The sequence below is a fragment of the Rugamonas violacea genome (genome assembly GCF_016461825.1).
Lineage (GTDB): Bacteria > Pseudomonadota > Gammaproteobacteria > Burkholderiales > Burkholderiaceae_D > Rugamonas.
In genome coordinates, this window is record NZ_JAEMNU010000031.1 from 106812 (window position 1) to 123113 (window position 16302).

A 16302-nucleotide genomic window follows, 5' to 3' on the forward strand; every position below is an offset into this window, starting at 1 on the left:
CGCCGCGCGCGCGCCGTCTAATGCGACGCCAGTTGCGCTTGCAGATGGGGCAGCCGGTCGAAGCCCCAGAAGGCCGCGCCGTCGGCAAGCACGAAGGGCACGCCGAACACGCCGCTGGCCAGGGCGTGTTCGCTCTCTTGCTTGAGCAACTGCTTGATCGCCGGCGCCACCATCCCCGCCGCCAATGCCGCGCGGTCCACCCCCAAGGCCGCAGCTATCCCCTGCAACACCGCCACGTCGCCAATATCGACTCCGTCGCCAAAGTAGGCGCTGAAGCAGTTGCGGGCGAAGGCCGTGGCGATCGCGTCGCCATGCTCTTGGCGTATCCACAGCATGGCCCGGCCAGGCTCGAGCAAAAAGCGCGGGAAGCCGGGCGGCTGCCGATAGGCAATGTCGTGCAGGCGCGCGGTGCGCTCCAGATCCCGCTGCACATACGCCCATTTGAGCGGCACCTCCGGCGCCAGCGGACTGCCGGTGGCTTGCCGCAGGGCCGCCAGCAGCACCGGCGTCCAACGCACCGTGCGGCCGTGCGCCGCCGCCAGCGCGTCGATGCGCTGGGCGGCGAAGTAGGCGTAGGGCGAGGCGAAATCGAAGTAAAACGTGATGTCCTGCGTCATGGCAGCTTTCCTTCCGAGGTGGGTTCCTGAAAATCCTCGTTGCTATCGGGCAGGGCCCGCAACAAGGCGATCACATTGCTGCGATGGACGCCGTAGCCCGCGACCAACAACAGCAACAACAGCAACAACAAGCACAGCAAGGTGTTCATGTTTCCTCCTTTTCGCACAGGTGTGCGAAATTACTTCAAAAAAAGCCGCGCGCACGCCGCCGCGCGGTCACTGCGGATCGCTCAAACTCTTGTAGTTGCCGATCAGCCGGTTGAAGGCGCGCTGCGTGTGGCGCGCCGCGTTGGCGTCGTGCAGGAAGCGGGTGTCGTGCACCAGGCCGATGATCAGGCTGTAGATCTCGTAGACCAGCTGGGCCGGATCGGTGTCGGGCCGCAACTGGCCCTCGGCCATCGCCTGCTCGATCGTCTTGCGCAGCGAGGCGCGCCATTGCAGGGCGCCCTGTTGCAGGCGGTCGCGCAGCGGGCCGGCCTCGTCGTCGAATTCGAAGGCGCCGGCCGAATACAGGCAGGCGCTGCGCAAGGCCTCGTCGCCGGCGCGGCGCATCCAGTTGCCGACCTGGGCGGTCAGGCGCGGCAGGCCGCGCGGCAGTTGCAGCGTGGGCAGCAGCACCTCGGCGGCGAAGCGGCGGTCGTATTCGTCGAGCACCGCCTCCTGCAGGGATTCGAGCGAGCCGACGCGGGAGAACACGCCGCTCTTGCTGATGCCGGTGCGCTTGGCCAGCTCGCCCAAGGACAGCTTGCCGATGCCTTCGGCGGCGGCCATGTCCATGGCGGCGGCGACGATGGCGGCGTAGGTGGCTTCGCTCTTGGCGGTCAGGGTATCCATGGATTCACTTTAGCACACCCGTGCGAAATGTGCGAGAAAAAACCGCGCGTGGCCGCGCGACGGATGCGCCAAGCCAGCGGCGCCGCGGCAAAGAAAAACGGCACGTATCGCTACGTGCCGTTTTTTTATTTCCCGCCCGGGCCGCTTACTTGGCCAGGCGCTGCTCCAGCTCGGCCTTGACGGCGGTCAGCTCGGCCGGCAGGTGGTAGGCCAGCTTGGCGAACAGCTCGTCATGCAGCTTGAGCTCGTCGCGCCAGGCGTCCTTGTCGATCGAGGTGATGGTCTCGAACTCCTCCGGCGTGAACGGGATGCCGTCCCAGTTCAGGTCGCCGAAACGCGGCGTGGTGCCGAACACGTTCTCGACGCCGCCGGCCTTGCCTTCGATGCGTTCCAGCATCCACTTCAGCACGCGCATGTTGTCACCGAAGCCAGGCCAGACGAAGTGGCCCTGCTCGTCGGTGCGGAACCAGTTGACGCAGTAGATCTTCGGCAGCGCGCCGGCGTTGGCGGCGCCCAGTTTCCGGCCCATGTTGAGCCAGTGCTGGAAGTAGTCGCTCATGTTGTAGCCGATGAACGGCAGCATGGCGAACGGGTCGCGGCGCACCACGCCCATCTGGCCGGCGGCGGCGGCGGTGGTTTCGGAGCCCATGGTCGCGGCCATGTAGACGCCTTCGACCCAGTTGCGCGCTTCGGTCACCAGCGGCACGGTGGTCGAGCGGCGGCCGCCGAAGATGAAGGCCGAGATCGGCACGCCGGCCGGATCGTCCCAGGCCGAGTCGATCACCGGGTTCTGCGTCGCGGCGACGGTGAAGCGGGCGTTCGGGTGGGCCGCCTTGGTGCCGGCGGCCGGCGTCCAGTCCTTGCCCTGCCAGTCGATCAGGTGATCGGGCGCCTGCTTGCTCAAGCCTTCCCACCAGACGTCGCCGTCGTCGGTCAGCGCGACGTTGGTGAAGATGGTGTTCTCGCGCATCGAGGCCATGCAGTTGAAGTTGGTCTTCTCGTTGGTGCCGGGGGCGACGCCGAAGTAGCCCGCTTCCGGGTTGATGGCGTACAGGCGGCCGTCGGCGCCCGGTTTGATCCAGGCGATGTCGTCGCCGATGGTGGTGACCTTCCAGCCCTTGAAGCTGGCCGGCGGGATCAGCATGGCGAAGTTGGTCTTGCCGCAGGCCGAGGGGAAGGCCGCCGCGACATAGTGCTTCTTGCCTTCCGGCGATTCGACGCCGAGGATCAGCATGTGTTCGGCCAGCCAGCCGGCGCCGCCGGCCTGGGCGTCCTGGTGGCCCATGTTGGAGGCGATGCGCAGGGCGAAGCACTTCTTGCCCAGCAGGGCGTTGCCGCCGTAGCCGGAGCCGTAGGACCAGATCTCGCGGGTCTCGGGGAAGTGGACGATGTATTTGGTGGCGTTGCACGGCCAGGCGACGTCCTTCTGGCCGGCCGTCAGCGGCGCGCCGACGCTGTGCACGCAGGGGACGAACTCGCCGTCCGTGCCCAGCACGTCGTAGACGGCGCGGCCCATGCGGGTCATCACGCGCATGTTGACGGCGACGTAGGGCGAGTCGGACAGCTCGACGCCGATGTGGGCGATCGGCGAACCCAGCGGGCCCATCGAGAACGGCACCACGTACATCGTGCGGCCGACCATGCAGCCGTCGAACAGGCCGTTGAGGGTGCCGCGCATTTCGCTCGGCTCGGTCCAGTTGTTGGTGGGACCGGCCTCTTCCTTGGTGTTCGAGCAGATGTAGGTGCGGTCTTCGACGCGGGCGACGTCGCTCGGATCGGAGCAGGCCAGGTAGGAGTTCGGCCGCTTGGCCGGGTTCAGCTTCTTCATGGTGCCGGCGGCGACCATTTCGCCGCACAGGCGGTCGTATTCTTCCTGCGAGCCGTCGCACCAGTGGATGCGGTCGGGCTTGGTCAGGGCGGCGATGTCCGCGACCCAATTGATCAGTTTCTGCTGTTTAATGTAAGCTGGGACGTTGAGTGCTGCAACGCCACCCATCACGGGCTGATTCATAGTACCTCCAATGCCAATAAAGAAATCTTGTCTTGTCCCGGCACGGCAGGATCGTCGTCAGCTTGTGGCTTGCGCTCAGGTGGGCGGCGCGATTGCTCAGCGGCGGCCCCCGGCGCTACGGCGGTCATGTCGATTGCGCTGGCGATCGGGCCGGCGCGCAGCCCAATCATGTGGCCGGGCTGATGGAACGTATTGCGCGAACCCTGTTGTTGAGTTCGAAAATGAGTGGGCGATTGTACACCCGTCAAACTGGCTTTTCTGCAAAAATGTAGGAGAAATAGTCGACTAAAGTAGTAAGCTATTCCATATTCCGAGAAATCCGTTATTAAGCTACGAAATTCACATTAAGATCGGCCAACCACCATGAAAATTGCGATTCTCGACGATTACCAAGATTCTACCCGCGATCTCGATTGCTTCCCGTTGTTGCGCGATCACGAAGTCAAAATCTTCACCAATTCGACCCGCGGACTGGGCCAGTTGGCGATCCGCCTGGCGCCCTTCGAGGCGCTGGTGCTGATCCGCGAACGTACCGTGCTCAGCCGCGCACTGCTGGCCAGGCTGCCCAATCTGAAGCTGATTTCGCAAACCGGCAAGGTGGCCGGCAACATCGACGTGGCCGCCGCCAGCGAGCTGGGCGTGGCCATCGTCGAGGGCGTCGGCTCGCCCACCGCGCCGGCCGAGCTGACTTGGGCGCTGATCATGGCGGCCTCGCGCAAGATCGTGCCCTACGCCAACAACCTCAAGGACGGGCTGTGGCAGACCGCCTCGATCAACCCCGGCCTGAACGGCCTGGGCACGGTGCTGAAGGGACGCACCCTGGCGATCTGGGGCTACGGCAAGATCGGCAAGATGATCGCCGGCTACGGCCGCGCCTTCGGCATGCAGGTGCTGGTGTGGGGCAGCCAGGCCAGCCGCGACGCGGCGCTGGCCGACGGCAACCGGGCGGCCGCCACGCGCGAGGCCTTCTTCGAGCAGGCCGACGTGCTCAGCCTGCATCTGCGGCTGAACCCGGCCACGCGCGGCATCGTCGGCGCCGAGGACCTGGCGCGCATGAAGCCGAGCGCCCTGTTCGTCAACACCAGCCGCGCCGAACTGGTGCAGGAGGACGCGCTGGAACGGGCGCTGCCGCAGGGCCGGCCCGGTTTCGCCGCGCTCGACGTGTTCGCCTCGGAGCCGCTGGCGGCCGATTCGCCGCTGCTGCGCATGCCGACGGTGCTGGCCACGCCGCACCTGGGCTATGTGGAGAAGGACAGCTACGAGCTGTATTTCCGCCACGCCTTCCAGAACATCGTCGACTTCGCCGCCGGCAAGCACGACGCCCTGCTCAATCCGGACTACGCCAAGGGCGGCCGGTAAGGCGGCGTCAGCGGATTGCCGACACGCCGCTCAGATTGATGGCCGGCGTCGGCATGGCGTGCACCTTGCTCCACAGGCCGGACCAGCCGGGCGGCCAGGCCAGCGCCGGGCCGCTGTACGGCGGCAGGCTGGCGCGCACCGCGATCACCGGCACCGGCGGCATTTCCTGCAGCGGCGCGTCGGCCGGGCGTTGCATGTCGAGGCTGTACATATAGCCGGGCAGCAAGGCGTCGCAGACCGCCTCGAACCAGGCGGCGTGGTCCTCGTCGCGGCCGAGCGCGCGGGCCAGGCCCTGCGGGTCGAAGCGGGCCAGCGCGTCGACCAGCTCGGCGGTGGTGGCGGCCGGCGTGTCGCCCCAGCCCATCACCGGATTGACGTTGTAGTCGGCGCCGGAGCCGTACCAGCCCTCGCGCCAGGGCCGCTGCATCCAGTCGCGCTGGCCGGTGAACAAATGCCAGCGCCAATGCAGGCCGGACGGCTTGGGCCAGGAATACAGGTAGAGGCGCTGGTAGCCGGCGCGGTGCAGTTCGCGCACCATGGCCATCAGGCGGGCGTGCGGCATGCGGTCGGGCGGCGCGCGGCGGAACAGGATGGCCTCGCCGTCGGCGAACTGCACCTCGTCCATCGACAGGTTCAGGTCGAGCGTGCGCGCCTCGCTGCCGAAACGGGCGGCGATCCAGCCGGTCAGCAAATTGACCGAGGTGATCACGCCGTAGCCGCGATGGCGGTGGAAGATGACGGTACCGGGAGCGAGCGCTTTCATGGCGAAATAGGGAATGGGTCCGACGAACAAAGAAACCAGTGTACTCACAGTTGGCGCAAGTTTCCAGAGCCAATGCGGGGCATGCAAGGCAGGCGGCATCGCCCGGGCGCCAGCCCCGCCGGCTGCACAAACGGCGCGCTTCAGGCTATCATTCGGCCTATTCTCCACCGATCCCACCACATCACCATGACCTTGCGCATTCTCGCCACCGGCGGCACCTTCGACAAACACTACAACGAATTGAACGGCACCCTCGGCTTCGCCGACAGCCATCTGCCGGCGGCGCTGGCACGCTGCCGCCTGACGGTGGAGGTGGCGCTGCAACAAATGCCGCTGATGGACTCGCTCGACATGGTCGACGCCGACCGCGAGCGCATCCTGGCCGCTTGCCGCGACGCCGACGAGAAAGCCATCGTCATCATCCACGGCACCGACACCATGCCGCAGACGGCCGCCGTGCTGGGGCCGGCCGCGCTGGGCCAGACCATCGTGCTGACCGGCGCCATGATCCCCTACGCGATCGATAACTCCGACGCGCTGTTCAACCTGGGCTTCGCCTGCGGCGTGGCGCAAACACTGCCGGCCGGCGTCTACGTGGCGATGAACGGCAAGATCTTCGCCTGGGACAACGTGCAGAAGAACCGCGCCGCCGGCGTGTTCCAAGCCTTGTAACCGGGCCGGCGGCGCGCCCGCCGCGCTGGACCTCCGACCTGGACGTCCGAGCATGAAAAATGCCCGCGAATCGCTTCGCGGGCATTTTTTTTCGCCGCCGCCGCGCCGTCAGAACGGCGGCGGCGACGGGATGGGCGCGGGCGCGCCGGGCTAGGACTTGTGGCCGGCCACCAGCAAGCCCGCCGTGGCGACCGGTTGCAGGCCGTTCAGGCGCAGCACCGGATCGCCGGCGCCGGCGGCCGTCGAGGCGAGCAGCGGCTGGCCGTTGACGTCGTACTGCTGCAGCAGGCCGGCCATCTGCGCCGCGCCGGCGGCCAGCTGGCCGGAGGCGTTGGCGGCGTCGAGGCGCCACTGGCCACCGGCCGACAGCGGCGCGTCGCCGCCGAAGGCCGCCATCGCCCGCACCATGCCGCTGACGCCGCCGAGGCCGCTGACCGGTGTGAACGGCAGCGCGGCCAGCTGGGCGCTGCTCAGCGCATGCACCTGGTCGGCGCTGAGGGCGGCCACCTGGCCGCTCGACAGCACGTGCAGCTGGCCGGTGCTGAAGGCGCTGATCTGGCCGGTGGTCAGGCTGCGCACGTGGCTGGTCGACAGCGCCGCCAACTGGCCGCTGCCCAGCGCGTTGATGTCGCGCGTTTCGATCGCGGCGACGTCGCCGGTGCTCAGCGCCGCCACCACGGCGGTGCTCAGCGCGCCCACCTGCTGCGACGACAAGGCCACCATCTGCTCGGTGGTCAACAGGTCGGCGCCGTCGGCGTGGCGGGCCGACAGGGCGGCGATCTGGCGCGTGCTCAGTGCGGCGATCTGGGCCGTGCCCAGCGCCCACAACTGGCTCGACACCAGCGTGCCGATGGCTTCGGTCGACAGCGCGGCGGCCTGGCCGGTGCCCAGCGCGGCCAGTTGCTCGGCCGTCAGGGCTTGCACCTGGCCGCTGCGCAGGGCGCCGATGGCGGCGTTGCTGAGGGCGGCGAAGTCGGCCGCCTCCAGCGCGGCGATGATGCCGCTCGACAGCGAGCCGAGTTGCAACGAGGTCAGCGCGGCGGCCTGCTGGGTGGTCAGCGAGACGGCCTGGCTGGTGCCCAGGCCGGCCAGCGCGGCCGTTTTCAGCGCCGCCACCTGGGCCGTGCCGAGGGCGTTGATGTGGGCGCCGCCGGCGCCGTCGCGGTCGCTGCCGAGCGCGGCCAACTGGGCCGAGCCGAGGCTGCCGACGGCCTCGACGCCGAGGCCGCCGAGCTGCTCGGCGTTGAGGGCGGCGATGTCGCGCGAGCTCAGGCCGGCGACATGGCGGCTGCCCAGGCCGCTCAGCTGGCGCGAGCTGAGCGTGTACAACTGGTCGTTGCCGAGCGCGTGCAGGGTGGCGCTGCCCAGCGCGCCGATCTGGCCGGCCGTCAGGCTGCCGATCTGCTCGGTGCTCAGCGCCGCCATCAGCGCGGTCGACAGCGAGGCCACCACCGCCGGCGCCAACGCCGCCAGGTTGGCCGTGCTCAGGCCGGCGACGACGGCGCTCGACAACACGGCGAACTGCTGGGTGCGCATGGCGCCGATCTGCTGGGTGGTCAGCGCGGCGAATTGGGCGCTGTTGAGCGCCAGCACCTGGTCGGTGCGCAGCGCGCCGATGGCCACCGGCTTGAGCGCGGCGATGTCGGCGCTGTCCAGCGCGGCCACGGCGGCGCTGCTGAAGGCGGCCAGCTGGCTGCCGATCAGCACGGACGCCTGGGCGCTGTCGAGGGCGGCGGCCTGGGCGGCGGTGAGGCCGGCCAGGGCGGCCACCGTCAGGCGGCTCACCTGGGTGGTGCTCAGTCCGCCGACCTGCTCGGCCAGCAGCGCGGCGATCTGCGCCGAGCCGAGGCTGCCGATGCCGGCCGAACTGAGGGCGGCGATGTCGGCCGCGCGGATCTCGCGCAGGTGGCCGGTCGTCAGGGCGCCGATCTGCAGCACGGTCAGGCCGGCCAGCTGGCGCGAGTTGAGCGCGGTGAACTGCTCGGCGCGCAGGCTGTTCAGCGCCGCCGTCGAGAAGCTGGCGACCTGGCGCGCCGCCAGCGCGTGCAACTGGGTCTCGTTCAGGCTGCTGACCAGCTCGCCGCGCAAGCCGGCGATGGCGAAGGTGCTGAGTGCGGCGAAGTCGGCCGTCTCCAGCGCCGCCAGCCCGTCGGCCGTCAAGGCGTTGACCTGGCGGCTGCCCAGCACGCCGGCCTGGGCGGTGGTCAGGGCGACCAGTTGCGACGCCGTCAGCGCGGCGATCTGGTCGGTGCGCAGGCTGGCCAGCACGGCCAGGCGCAGGGCGGCGATGTCCTCGCCGCTCAGCGCGGCGGTGGCGGCGCTCGACAGCGCGGCGGCCTGGGCGTTGTTCAAGGCGGCGACCTGGCGGGTGGTCATGGCGGCCGCCTGGGCGGCGCTCAGGCCGGTCAGGGCGCGGCTGCTCATGGCGGCGATCTGGCCGGTGCTCAGCAGGCCGAACAGGCTAGGCCCGTCGCTGCCGCCCAGCGCGGCCAGCTGGGCCGAGTTCAGGCCGGCGATGGCGTTGGTGCGCAGCGCCACCAGGCTGGCCGAGCCCAGGCTGCCCAGCTCTTGCGGCGACAGGCTGGCCAGCTGTTTCGAGCTCAGCGCACCCAGCTGGGCGGCGCTGAGGGCGCGGAATTGGCTGTCGGTCAGGGAGTGCAGGGCGGCGGTGCTCAGCGCGCCGATCTGGCGCGTGCCCAGGGCGCCGATCTGCTCCAGGCTGAGGGCGCGCAACTGGTTGCTCGACAGGCCGGCGATGGCGCTGTTGTTGAGCGCGGCCAGGTCGGCCAGCTCGATCGCCGCGAAGGCGCTGCTCGACAGGGCGTTGATCTGGCGGCTGCTCAAGGCGGCGGCCTGGGCGGTGGTCAAGGCCGCCACCTGGACGCCGCTGAGGGCGCCCAGTTGCAAGGTGTTCAAGCCGTTCAGGCTGCTCACGCGCAGCGCGGCGATGTCGGCCGTCTCCATGCCGGACAGGCCGGCCGTCGACAGCGCGCCGAGCTGCTGCGCGTTCAGGGCCGAGGCTTGCTTGGTGCTCAGGGCGGCGACCTGCTCGGCGCTCAAGCCCTGCAACAGGGCCGGCTTCAGCGCGGCGAACTGGGCGGTGGTGAGGGCGGCCAAGCCGCGCGGGCCCAGGCCGGCCAACTGGCTGGTGGTCATGGCCGCCAGCAGCGCCGGCTTGAGCGCGCCCAGCGTGTCGACGTCGAGCGCGGCCAGCGCCTGGCTGCCCAGCGCGGCCAGCTGCGGCACGGTCAGCGCGGCCAGTTGGGCGGTGCTCAGGCTGTGCAGCTGCTGCGTGCTGAGGGCGCCGATCTGTTTGCTGCTCAGGCTGTTGAAGGCGGCCACGCTGAGCGCGCGCAAGCCGTCCGGGCCGAGCGCCGCCAGCGTGGCGGTGGGCAGGCCCTGCATCTGGCGCCCCTGCAGCGCGCGCAACTGGGCGCTGCCCAACGCGCCGAGCTGGGCGGCCGACAGCACGGCCAGCTGGCGCTGCGTCAGCGAGCCGATGTCGCGCGTTTCGATGGCGGCCAGGTCGGCGCCGCCCAGCGCGGCGATCAGGGCGGTGCTGAGGGCGCCGAGTTGCGCCCCGCTCAGGCCGGCCATCTGCGCGGTGGTGAAGATGTCGCCCTGGCCCAGCTTGGCCGGGGTCAGCGCGCCCAGCTTGGCCGGCGTCAGCGCGGCCAGCTGGCGCGTGCTCAGCGCCTGCAACTGGCCGACCGACAGCGACGCGATCACCTCGGTGTTGAGCGCGGCCAGGTCGGCCGCCTCGAAGCCGGCGAAGGCTTCCAGCGCCAGGCCGGCGATGCCGGCGCCGCGCAGCAGGCTGGCCTGGCCCGGCGTCAGGGCGGCGATCTGGCGGCTGGCCAGGGCGGCGAGGAATTCGGGACGCAGGCTGGCGGCGGACAGGCTGAGCGGTTTGAGGGCGGCGAAGCTGGCCGGCTCAAGGGCCGCCACGCTGGCCGGCACCAGGGCGTTCAACTGCGCCGAGCTCAACACGGCCGCCTGCTTATTCGTCATGGCGGCGATATGGGCCGGCGTCATCGTGGCGAAATCGGCCGCCGTCATGGCGGCGATTTGCTTGGTGCCGAGGGCGGCGAACTGGGCCGGCGTCATATTCGTGTCGAAGCTCATGGCAATTCCTTATTGTTCAATATTGAGAAAACTCTATCAGAAAAAACTCGGTTTTACCGATAAGCAACTAAATTTAAAATGTAAAAAATGTAAAAATATATTTATATCAATACTAGCAGCGAAATTTCGCCACAAATGCGCGAATTGACACAAAAAGACCCGCCAATTCGACGGGTCCTGTGGGGGATGCCGGGGATGCCGGCCTGAGCGGGGGGACGCGGCAAGCGCGCGCCGTTCCCTGCCCGCTGCCTGCCCGCCGGCTAGCGCGGCGGCAGCGCCAGCCAGCCGGCCGGGGCGGTGGCGCGCGTGCCGGGCGGCTCGCCGCCGCTCGGCGCGGCGGCCAGCAAGGCCGGCCCGGCCAAGCCGCGGCCGTGGGCGTCGAACTGGGCCAGCTGGCCGGCCAACTGACCGGCCAACCGGGCCGTGGCGGCCGGCGCGGTGTCCGCCAGCGCCGCCGCGGCGGCCGGCAGGGCCGGCGCGGCGGCGGCCTGGCCGAAGGCGGCCAGTTGCTGCACCAGGCCGCCGACCCGGCCGCTCAGCACGCTGCCAGGCCGGGCCAGCCAGACGTCGGCCAGCTCGCGCCGCGCGCCGTCGGCCGTCTCGAAGCTGGCGCGCAGAGCGATCACGTTGCCCTGCTCCACCGTCGGCGCCAGGCGGGCGTCCAGATTCAGGCGCACGATGCCCAGCGCATCCAGGCCGGACAGCTCGGCGGCTTGGCTGACGCCGTCGGCGTTGCCGTCGACCCAGACGCGCAGCTTGGCGAAGTCGCGGTCGGCGGCGTCGATGGCGCCGTCGCCGTTGCTGTCGAGCTCGGCCAGGGCGGCGAAGCCCTGCTCGGCGCGGCCGCCGCCGGCCAGCGCGGTGGACGAGCCGAACAGCTCGGCGCCGTCGTTGATGCGGCCGTCGCCGTTGCGGTCCAGCGCCAGCAAGCCGTCGCCGCCGCCGATCCAGCCGGTGGCGCCGGCGTGGCCGTCGGCGGCCAGGTCGAAGCGCACGCCGGCCTCCAGGCCGAGGGTGCGCAGGCCGTCGCCGTTCAAGTCCAGCGCCAGCGGCGTCAGGTTGCCCAGCGCGGCGATCTGCGCCGTGCTCAGCGCCTGCACCTGGCTGGTCGACCAGGCGGAGAATTGGGCGCTGCTGAGGGCCTGGATCTGGCCGGTGGTCAACGCCCGCACCTGGGCGGTCGACAGCGCCGCCATCTGCAGCTTGTTCAGGCCGGCGATGTCGCGCGTTTCGATGGCCGTCAGTTCGCTGGTGCTGAAGGCCTTGACCATCGCCACGCTGAGCGCGCCGACCTGTCTGGCCGACAGCGCGGCGATCTGCGCGCTGCTCAGCAGGTCGACCCCGGGCAGGTGGCTGGTGCCCAGCGCGGCCACCTGGCGGGTGCCCAGCGCGGCGATCTGCTCGGTGCCCAGCGCGGCCAGTTGCGGCACGCTGAGCGCGGCGATGACGGCGGTGCCGAGCGCGGCCAGGTCGGCCGCCTCGATGGCGCCGATCATGGCCGCCGACAGCAGGCCGATGTGTTTGGCGCTGAAGGCGCCGGCCTGCTGCGGCGTCAGGGCGGCCAGTTGGGCGCTGCCCAGGCCGGCAACGAAGGCGACCGACTGGCTCAGGCCGGCGATGGCCGAGGTCGACAGCCCGGCGATCTGCGCCGTGGCCAGCGCCGCCACCTGGGCCGTGTTCAAGCCGGACAGCGCGGCCGTGCTCAACACCGCCAGCTCGTCGCTGCGCAGGCCGGCCAAGGCGGCGGTGCTGAGCGCGGCGATGGCGCGCGAGCCGAGCGCCGCCGCTTGCGCGGTCGACAGCGCGGCCAGCTGGGCGCTGCCCAGCGCGGCGAAGAAATTCGAGGCCAGCGCGGCCACGCCGTTCAGCGCGCCCGGCTTGAGGGCGGCGATGGCGGCGGCCGACAGCGCCGCCACGTTGGCGCTGCCCAGGCCGGCCAGCTGGACGCTGCTCAGCGCGGCCAGCTGGGCCGTGCCCAGCGCCGCGCTCTGCGCGCTGCCGAGGGCGGCGATCTGCTGGCTGCGCAGGCCGGCGATGGCGGCCGTGCGCAGCGCCGCCAACTCGTCGACGCGCAGCGCGGCGATCTGGCCGCTGGACAGGGCGGCGATCTGCGCGCTGCCCAGCGCGGCGAACTGGTCGCTGCCCAGCGCGGCCAGCTGGGCGGTGGCCAGGCCGGCCACGGCGGCGCTGCGCAGCGCCGCGATCTGGCCGCTGGAGAGCGCGTTCAGCGAGGCGCCCAGGGCGGCCAGTTGCGCGCCGCTCAGGCTGGCGATGACGCTGGTGCGCAACGCGCCCAGCGTGGCGGTGGCCAGCACGCCGAGGTCGGCGCTGGCCAGGCTGGCGAATTGGCGCGAGCTGAGCGCGCCGATCTGTTCGGGGCTGAAAGCGAGGAATTGCGCGGTGCCCAGCGCGGCCAGGCCGGCGCTGCCCAGCGCGGCCACCTGGCGCGTGCTCAGGCTGGCCAGCTGGGCGGTACTCAGCTGGGCCACCACGGCGCCCGGCAGCGTGGCGATCACCGCCGTGCTCAGGGCGGCCAGCGCGGCCGTCGGCAAGGCCGCCAGGGTGGCGCTGCTCAGCACGGCGATCTGCCGCGTGCCCAAGGCGGCCAGCTGGGCGGTGCCCAGGCCGGCCACCTGGCGGCTGGTCAACGCCGCCATCTGCTCGCTGCGCAAGCCGGCCAGGGCGCCCGGCCGCAGCGCCGCCAGGTCGGCCGTTTCCAGCGCGGCGATCGCCTCGTTGGAGAAGGCGGCCAGTTGCCGGCTGCTCAGCGCCGCCGCCTGGGCCGGCGACAGGCTGACCACCTCGGCGGTGGTCAGGCCGGCCAGGGCGCCGCTGCGCAGGGCGGCGATTTGCGCCGTGCCCAGCGCGGCGAACTGGCCGGCGGCGCCCAGCGCGGCCAGCTGCGCCGAGTTGAGCGCGGCGATGGCGTCGGTGCGCAGCGCGGTTATCTGCGCGCTGCCGATGGCGGCCAGGTCGTCGGACGACAACCAGACGATTTGCTTGCTGCGCAAGGCGGCCAATTGTGGCGCGCTGAGCGCGGCCACCTGGCCGCTGCTCAAGGCTTGCAGCGCAGCGCTGCCGAGGGCGGCGATCTGCCGCGTCGCCAGGCCGGCCAACTGGGCCGAACCGAGGTGGCCGATGACGGCGCCCGGCAGCGCGGCGATGACGGCCGTGCTCAGCGCCGCCAGGTCGGCGGCCGGCAAGGCGGCCAGCGTGGCGCTGGCCAGGGCGGCCATCTGCTGGCTGCCGAAAGCGGCGAACTGGGCCGGACTGAGGGCGACGATCTGCGCGCTGCTCAGCGCCGCCACCTGCTCGCTGCGCAAGCCACGGATGGCGCCGCTCGAGAGCGCCGCCAGGTCGGCCGTTTCCAGCGCGGCGACGGCCTCGATCGACAGCGCGCGCAACTGGGCGCTGCGCAGCGCGGCGCTCTGCTCGACGCTGAGCGCCGCCACCTGGGCCGTGCTCAGCGCGGCCAAGGCGGTGCTGCGCAGGGCCGCCACCTGGGCCGTGCCGAGGGCGGCGAACTGGCCGGTGGCGTCGAGCGCGGCCACCTGCGCCGCGCTGAGCACGGCGATGGCGGCGCTGCGCAGCGCGCCGATGTTCTCGGCGCTGATGACGGCGAGGTCCTCGCCGTCGATGGCGACGAACTGGCGCGAGCCAAGCGCGCCCAGCTGTTCATAACTGAGGGCGGCGAATTGACCGGGGTTGAGCGCGTGCACGCCGGCGCTGCTCAGCGCGGCGATCTGGCGCGTCGCCAGGCTGGCGATCTGCGCCACGCTCAGGCGGGCGATGAAGTCCGCCGGCAGGGCGCCGATGGCGGCCGGGCTGAGGGCGGCCAGATAGGCGGTCGGCAGCGCGCTGAGCAGGCCGCCGGACAGCGCCGCGATCTGGCTGCTGCTCATCGCCGCCAACTCGCCCGTGGTGAGGGCGGCCACCTGGTGGCTGCCCAACGCGGCCACCTGGTCGACGCTCAGGCCGCGGATGGCGCTGGTGCGCAGCGCCGCCACGTCCTGCGTATCGAGCGCGGCGATGGCGCCGGTCGACAGGGCGCGCAGCTGGGCGCTGCCGAGGGCGTGCGCCTGGGCCGTGCTGAGCGCGCGCGCCTGGCTGGTGCTCAGGCCGACCAGGGCGGCGCTGCGCAGGGCGCTGACCTGGGCCGTGCTCAGCGCGACGATCTGGCTGTCGGCGCCGAGCGCGGCCAGTTGCGCCGAGGTCAAGCCGCCCAGCGCGATCGGGCGCAGGGCGCCGATGGCGTCGCTGCCGAGCGCGCCGAGGTCGGCCGCCGACAGCGCCGCCAACTGGCGCGAACTGAGCACGTACAACTGGCCCGTCGTCAACGCGGCGAACTGCTGCGGGCTGAGGGCGCCCAGCGCGGCGCTGGTCAGCGCCGCCACCTGTTTCGTGCCCAGGCTGGCCACCTGCTGCGTGCTCAACTGGGCGATCACCGCCGTCGGCAGCGCCGCGAAGGTGGCCGGCGTGAGCGCCGCCAATGCGGCGGTCGGCAGCGCCACCAGGCTGGCGCTGGCCAGCACGGCGATCTGCCGGCTGCCCATCGCGTTCAACTGGGCCATGCTCAGCGCCGCCACCTGGGCGCTGGTCAGCGCCGCCGCCTGCTGGCTGCGCAGGCCGGCGATGGCCGCCGTGCGCAGCGCCGCCAGGTCGGCCGTCTCGAAGGCGGCGATCGCCTCGACCGACAGGCCGACCAGCTGGGCGCTGTTGAGCATCGCCGCCTGGGCCGTGCTCAACCCGACGATTTGCGCCGTCGTCAGCCCACTCAGGGCGGCGCTGCGCAGGGCGCGGATCTGCGCCGTGCTCAGGTTGGCGAAGGGATTGTTGCCGCCGGCGCCGAGCTGGGCCAGCTGGGCCGAGCTGAGCGCGGCGATGGCGCTGGTGCGCAGCGCGCCGATGTTGCCGACGTCGATGGCGGCGATGCCGCGCGTCATCAGCGCGACCAATTGCGCGCTGCTCAGCGCGGCCAGCTGGGCGCTGCCCAGGGCGTGGATCTGTTCGGTCGCCAGCACGGCGAGCTGGGCCGTCGCCAGGCCGCCGATGGCGCGCGAGCTCAGCGCGCGCATGCCATCGCTGCCCAGCGCGGCCAACTGGCCGGCCGACAGCGCGGCCAGCTGGCGGCTGCCGAAGGCGCCCACCTGGGCGGCGCTGAGGGCGTCGATCTGGTCCAGCCGCAGCGCGGCCAGCTGGGCGCTGCCGAGCGCGGCGATGTCCTGGCTGTCGAGCGCGGCGATGGCCCGCGTGCTCAGCGCGGCGAGCTGGCCGGCGACCAGCGCGGCCACCTGTTTGGAACCGAAGCCGGCGATCTGCTGGGTGCCCAGCGCGGCCAGCTGTTCGTTGCTCAGACGGGCCACGGCGGCCGGGTTGAGGGCGGCGAAATCGGCGGCGTCGAAGGCGACCAGCGCCTGGGTGCTGAGGGCGGCGATGTTGCGCGAGCTCAGCGCGGCGGCCTGGGCCGTAGTCAGTTGGGCCACCTGGGCGGCGCCCAGTCCGGCGATGAAGTTGGCGCCCAGCGTGGCGGCGCCGAACACGGCGGCGCGCAGGGCGGCCAGATTGGCCGGCGGCAACGCCGCGACGGCGGCGGCGCTGAGCCCCGCCAGTTGCGCGCCGGACAGCGCGCCGGCCTGCGACACCGTCATCGCGGCGGCATGGGCGGCAGTGACCTGGGCCATTTCGGCGAGCGACAGCGCGGCGATGAGCTTGTTGCTCAAGGCGGCGAACTGGGCGGGGGTGAGGCCACTGACTGAGTCCATATTTGTTCCTTATTTGATAACTTACACTATAGCAGATTTCCAGTAAATTTCCACATGGAAACAAGAAATATTGCAAATATAGTCAAGTTTTCATCCCCTACGCCCGGCGCGAAGGGCAAAAAAAATGCCGCCCGGCACTCAAGCGGGCGGCATCGTCGC

General features: G+C 71.2%; 10 protein-coding genes. 2 read left to right on the forward strand and 8 right to left on the reverse strand.

What is annotated here, in order from left to right:
- Nucleotides 1-17: 17 nt before the first annotated feature.
- The 5 genes from H7U20_RS06220 to H7U20_RS06240 all read right to left on the reverse strand — a co-directional run bounded on the left by H7U20_RS06220 (nucleotide 18) and on the right by H7U20_RS06240 (nucleotide 3710).
- Nucleotides 18-617 carry a 2-hydroxychromene-2-carboxylate isomerase gene (locus H7U20_RS06220; protein ID WP_199518741.1) on the reverse strand — a complete coding sequence of 200 codons (600 nt, stop codon included), beginning with the start codon at nucleotides 615-617 and terminating at the stop codon, nucleotides 18-20.
- Complete coding sequence (locus H7U20_RS06225; protein WP_199518742.1) at nucleotides 614-766, reverse strand: hypothetical protein; 153 nt, start codon at nucleotides 764-766, stop codon at nucleotides 614-616. Before H7U20_RS06225 ends, H7U20_RS06220 begins: the two co-directional genes overlap by 4 nt.
- Nucleotides 767-833: 67 nt before the next feature.
- Nucleotides 834-1451 carry a TetR/AcrR family transcriptional regulator gene (locus tag H7U20_RS06230; RefSeq protein WP_199518743.1) on the reverse strand — a complete coding sequence of 206 codons (618 nt, stop codon included), beginning with the start codon at nucleotides 1449-1451 and terminating at the stop codon, nucleotides 834-836.
- A gap of 145 nt (nucleotides 1452-1596) precedes the next feature.
- Nucleotides 1597-3462 carry a phosphoenolpyruvate carboxykinase (GTP) gene (locus tag H7U20_RS06235; RefSeq protein WP_199518744.1) on the reverse strand — a complete coding sequence of 622 codons (1866 nt, stop codon included), beginning with the start codon at nucleotides 3460-3462 and terminating at the stop codon, nucleotides 1597-1599.
- Nucleotides 3459-3710, reverse strand: a complete 252-nt coding sequence (locus tag H7U20_RS06240; RefSeq protein WP_199518745.1) for a hypothetical protein — start codon at nucleotides 3708-3710, stop codon at nucleotides 3459-3461. Before H7U20_RS06240 ends, H7U20_RS06235 begins: the two co-directional genes overlap by 4 nt.
- A 115-nt stretch (nucleotides 3711-3825) precedes the next feature.
- Between H7U20_RS06240 and H7U20_RS06245 the strand changes: the two genes are divergently transcribed.
- Nucleotides 3826-4821, forward strand: coding sequence for a D-2-hydroxyacid dehydrogenase family protein (locus tag H7U20_RS06245; RefSeq protein ID WP_199518746.1), 996 nt, complete (start codon nucleotides 3826-3828; stop codon nucleotides 4819-4821).
- A gap of 7 nt (nucleotides 4822-4828) precedes the next feature.
- Here H7U20_RS06245 and H7U20_RS06250 read toward each other — a convergent pair whose 3' ends face one another.
- The gene (locus H7U20_RS06250; protein ID WP_199518747.1) at nucleotides 4829-5584 is read right to left on the reverse strand and encodes an L-asparaginase; all 756 of its coding nucleotides are present in this window, start codon (nucleotides 5582-5584) and stop codon (nucleotides 4829-4831) included.
- Nucleotides 5585-5770: 186 nt separating this feature from the next.
- Between H7U20_RS06250 and H7U20_RS06255 the strand changes: the two genes are divergently transcribed.
- Nucleotides 5771-6256 carry an asparaginase domain-containing protein gene (locus tag H7U20_RS06255; protein ID WP_199518748.1) on the forward strand — a complete coding sequence of 162 codons (486 nt, stop codon included), beginning with the start codon at nucleotides 5771-5773 and terminating at the stop codon, nucleotides 6254-6256.
- Nucleotides 6257-6406: 150 nt separating this feature from the next.
- Here H7U20_RS06255 and H7U20_RS06260 read toward each other — a convergent pair whose 3' ends face one another.
- Together H7U20_RS06260 and H7U20_RS06265 are read right to left on the reverse strand one after the other, a co-directional pair.
- Entirely contained in the window at nucleotides 6407-10381 is a 3975-nt protein-coding gene (locus H7U20_RS06260) for a hypothetical protein (protein WP_199518749.1), read from the reverse strand.
- 260 nt (nucleotides 10382-10641) lie between these two features.
- Nucleotides 10642-16143, reverse strand: coding sequence for a beta strand repeat-containing protein (locus H7U20_RS06265; RefSeq protein ID WP_199518750.1), 5502 nt, complete (start codon nucleotides 16141-16143; stop codon nucleotides 10642-10644).
- Nucleotides 16144-16302: the final 159 nt, after the last annotated feature.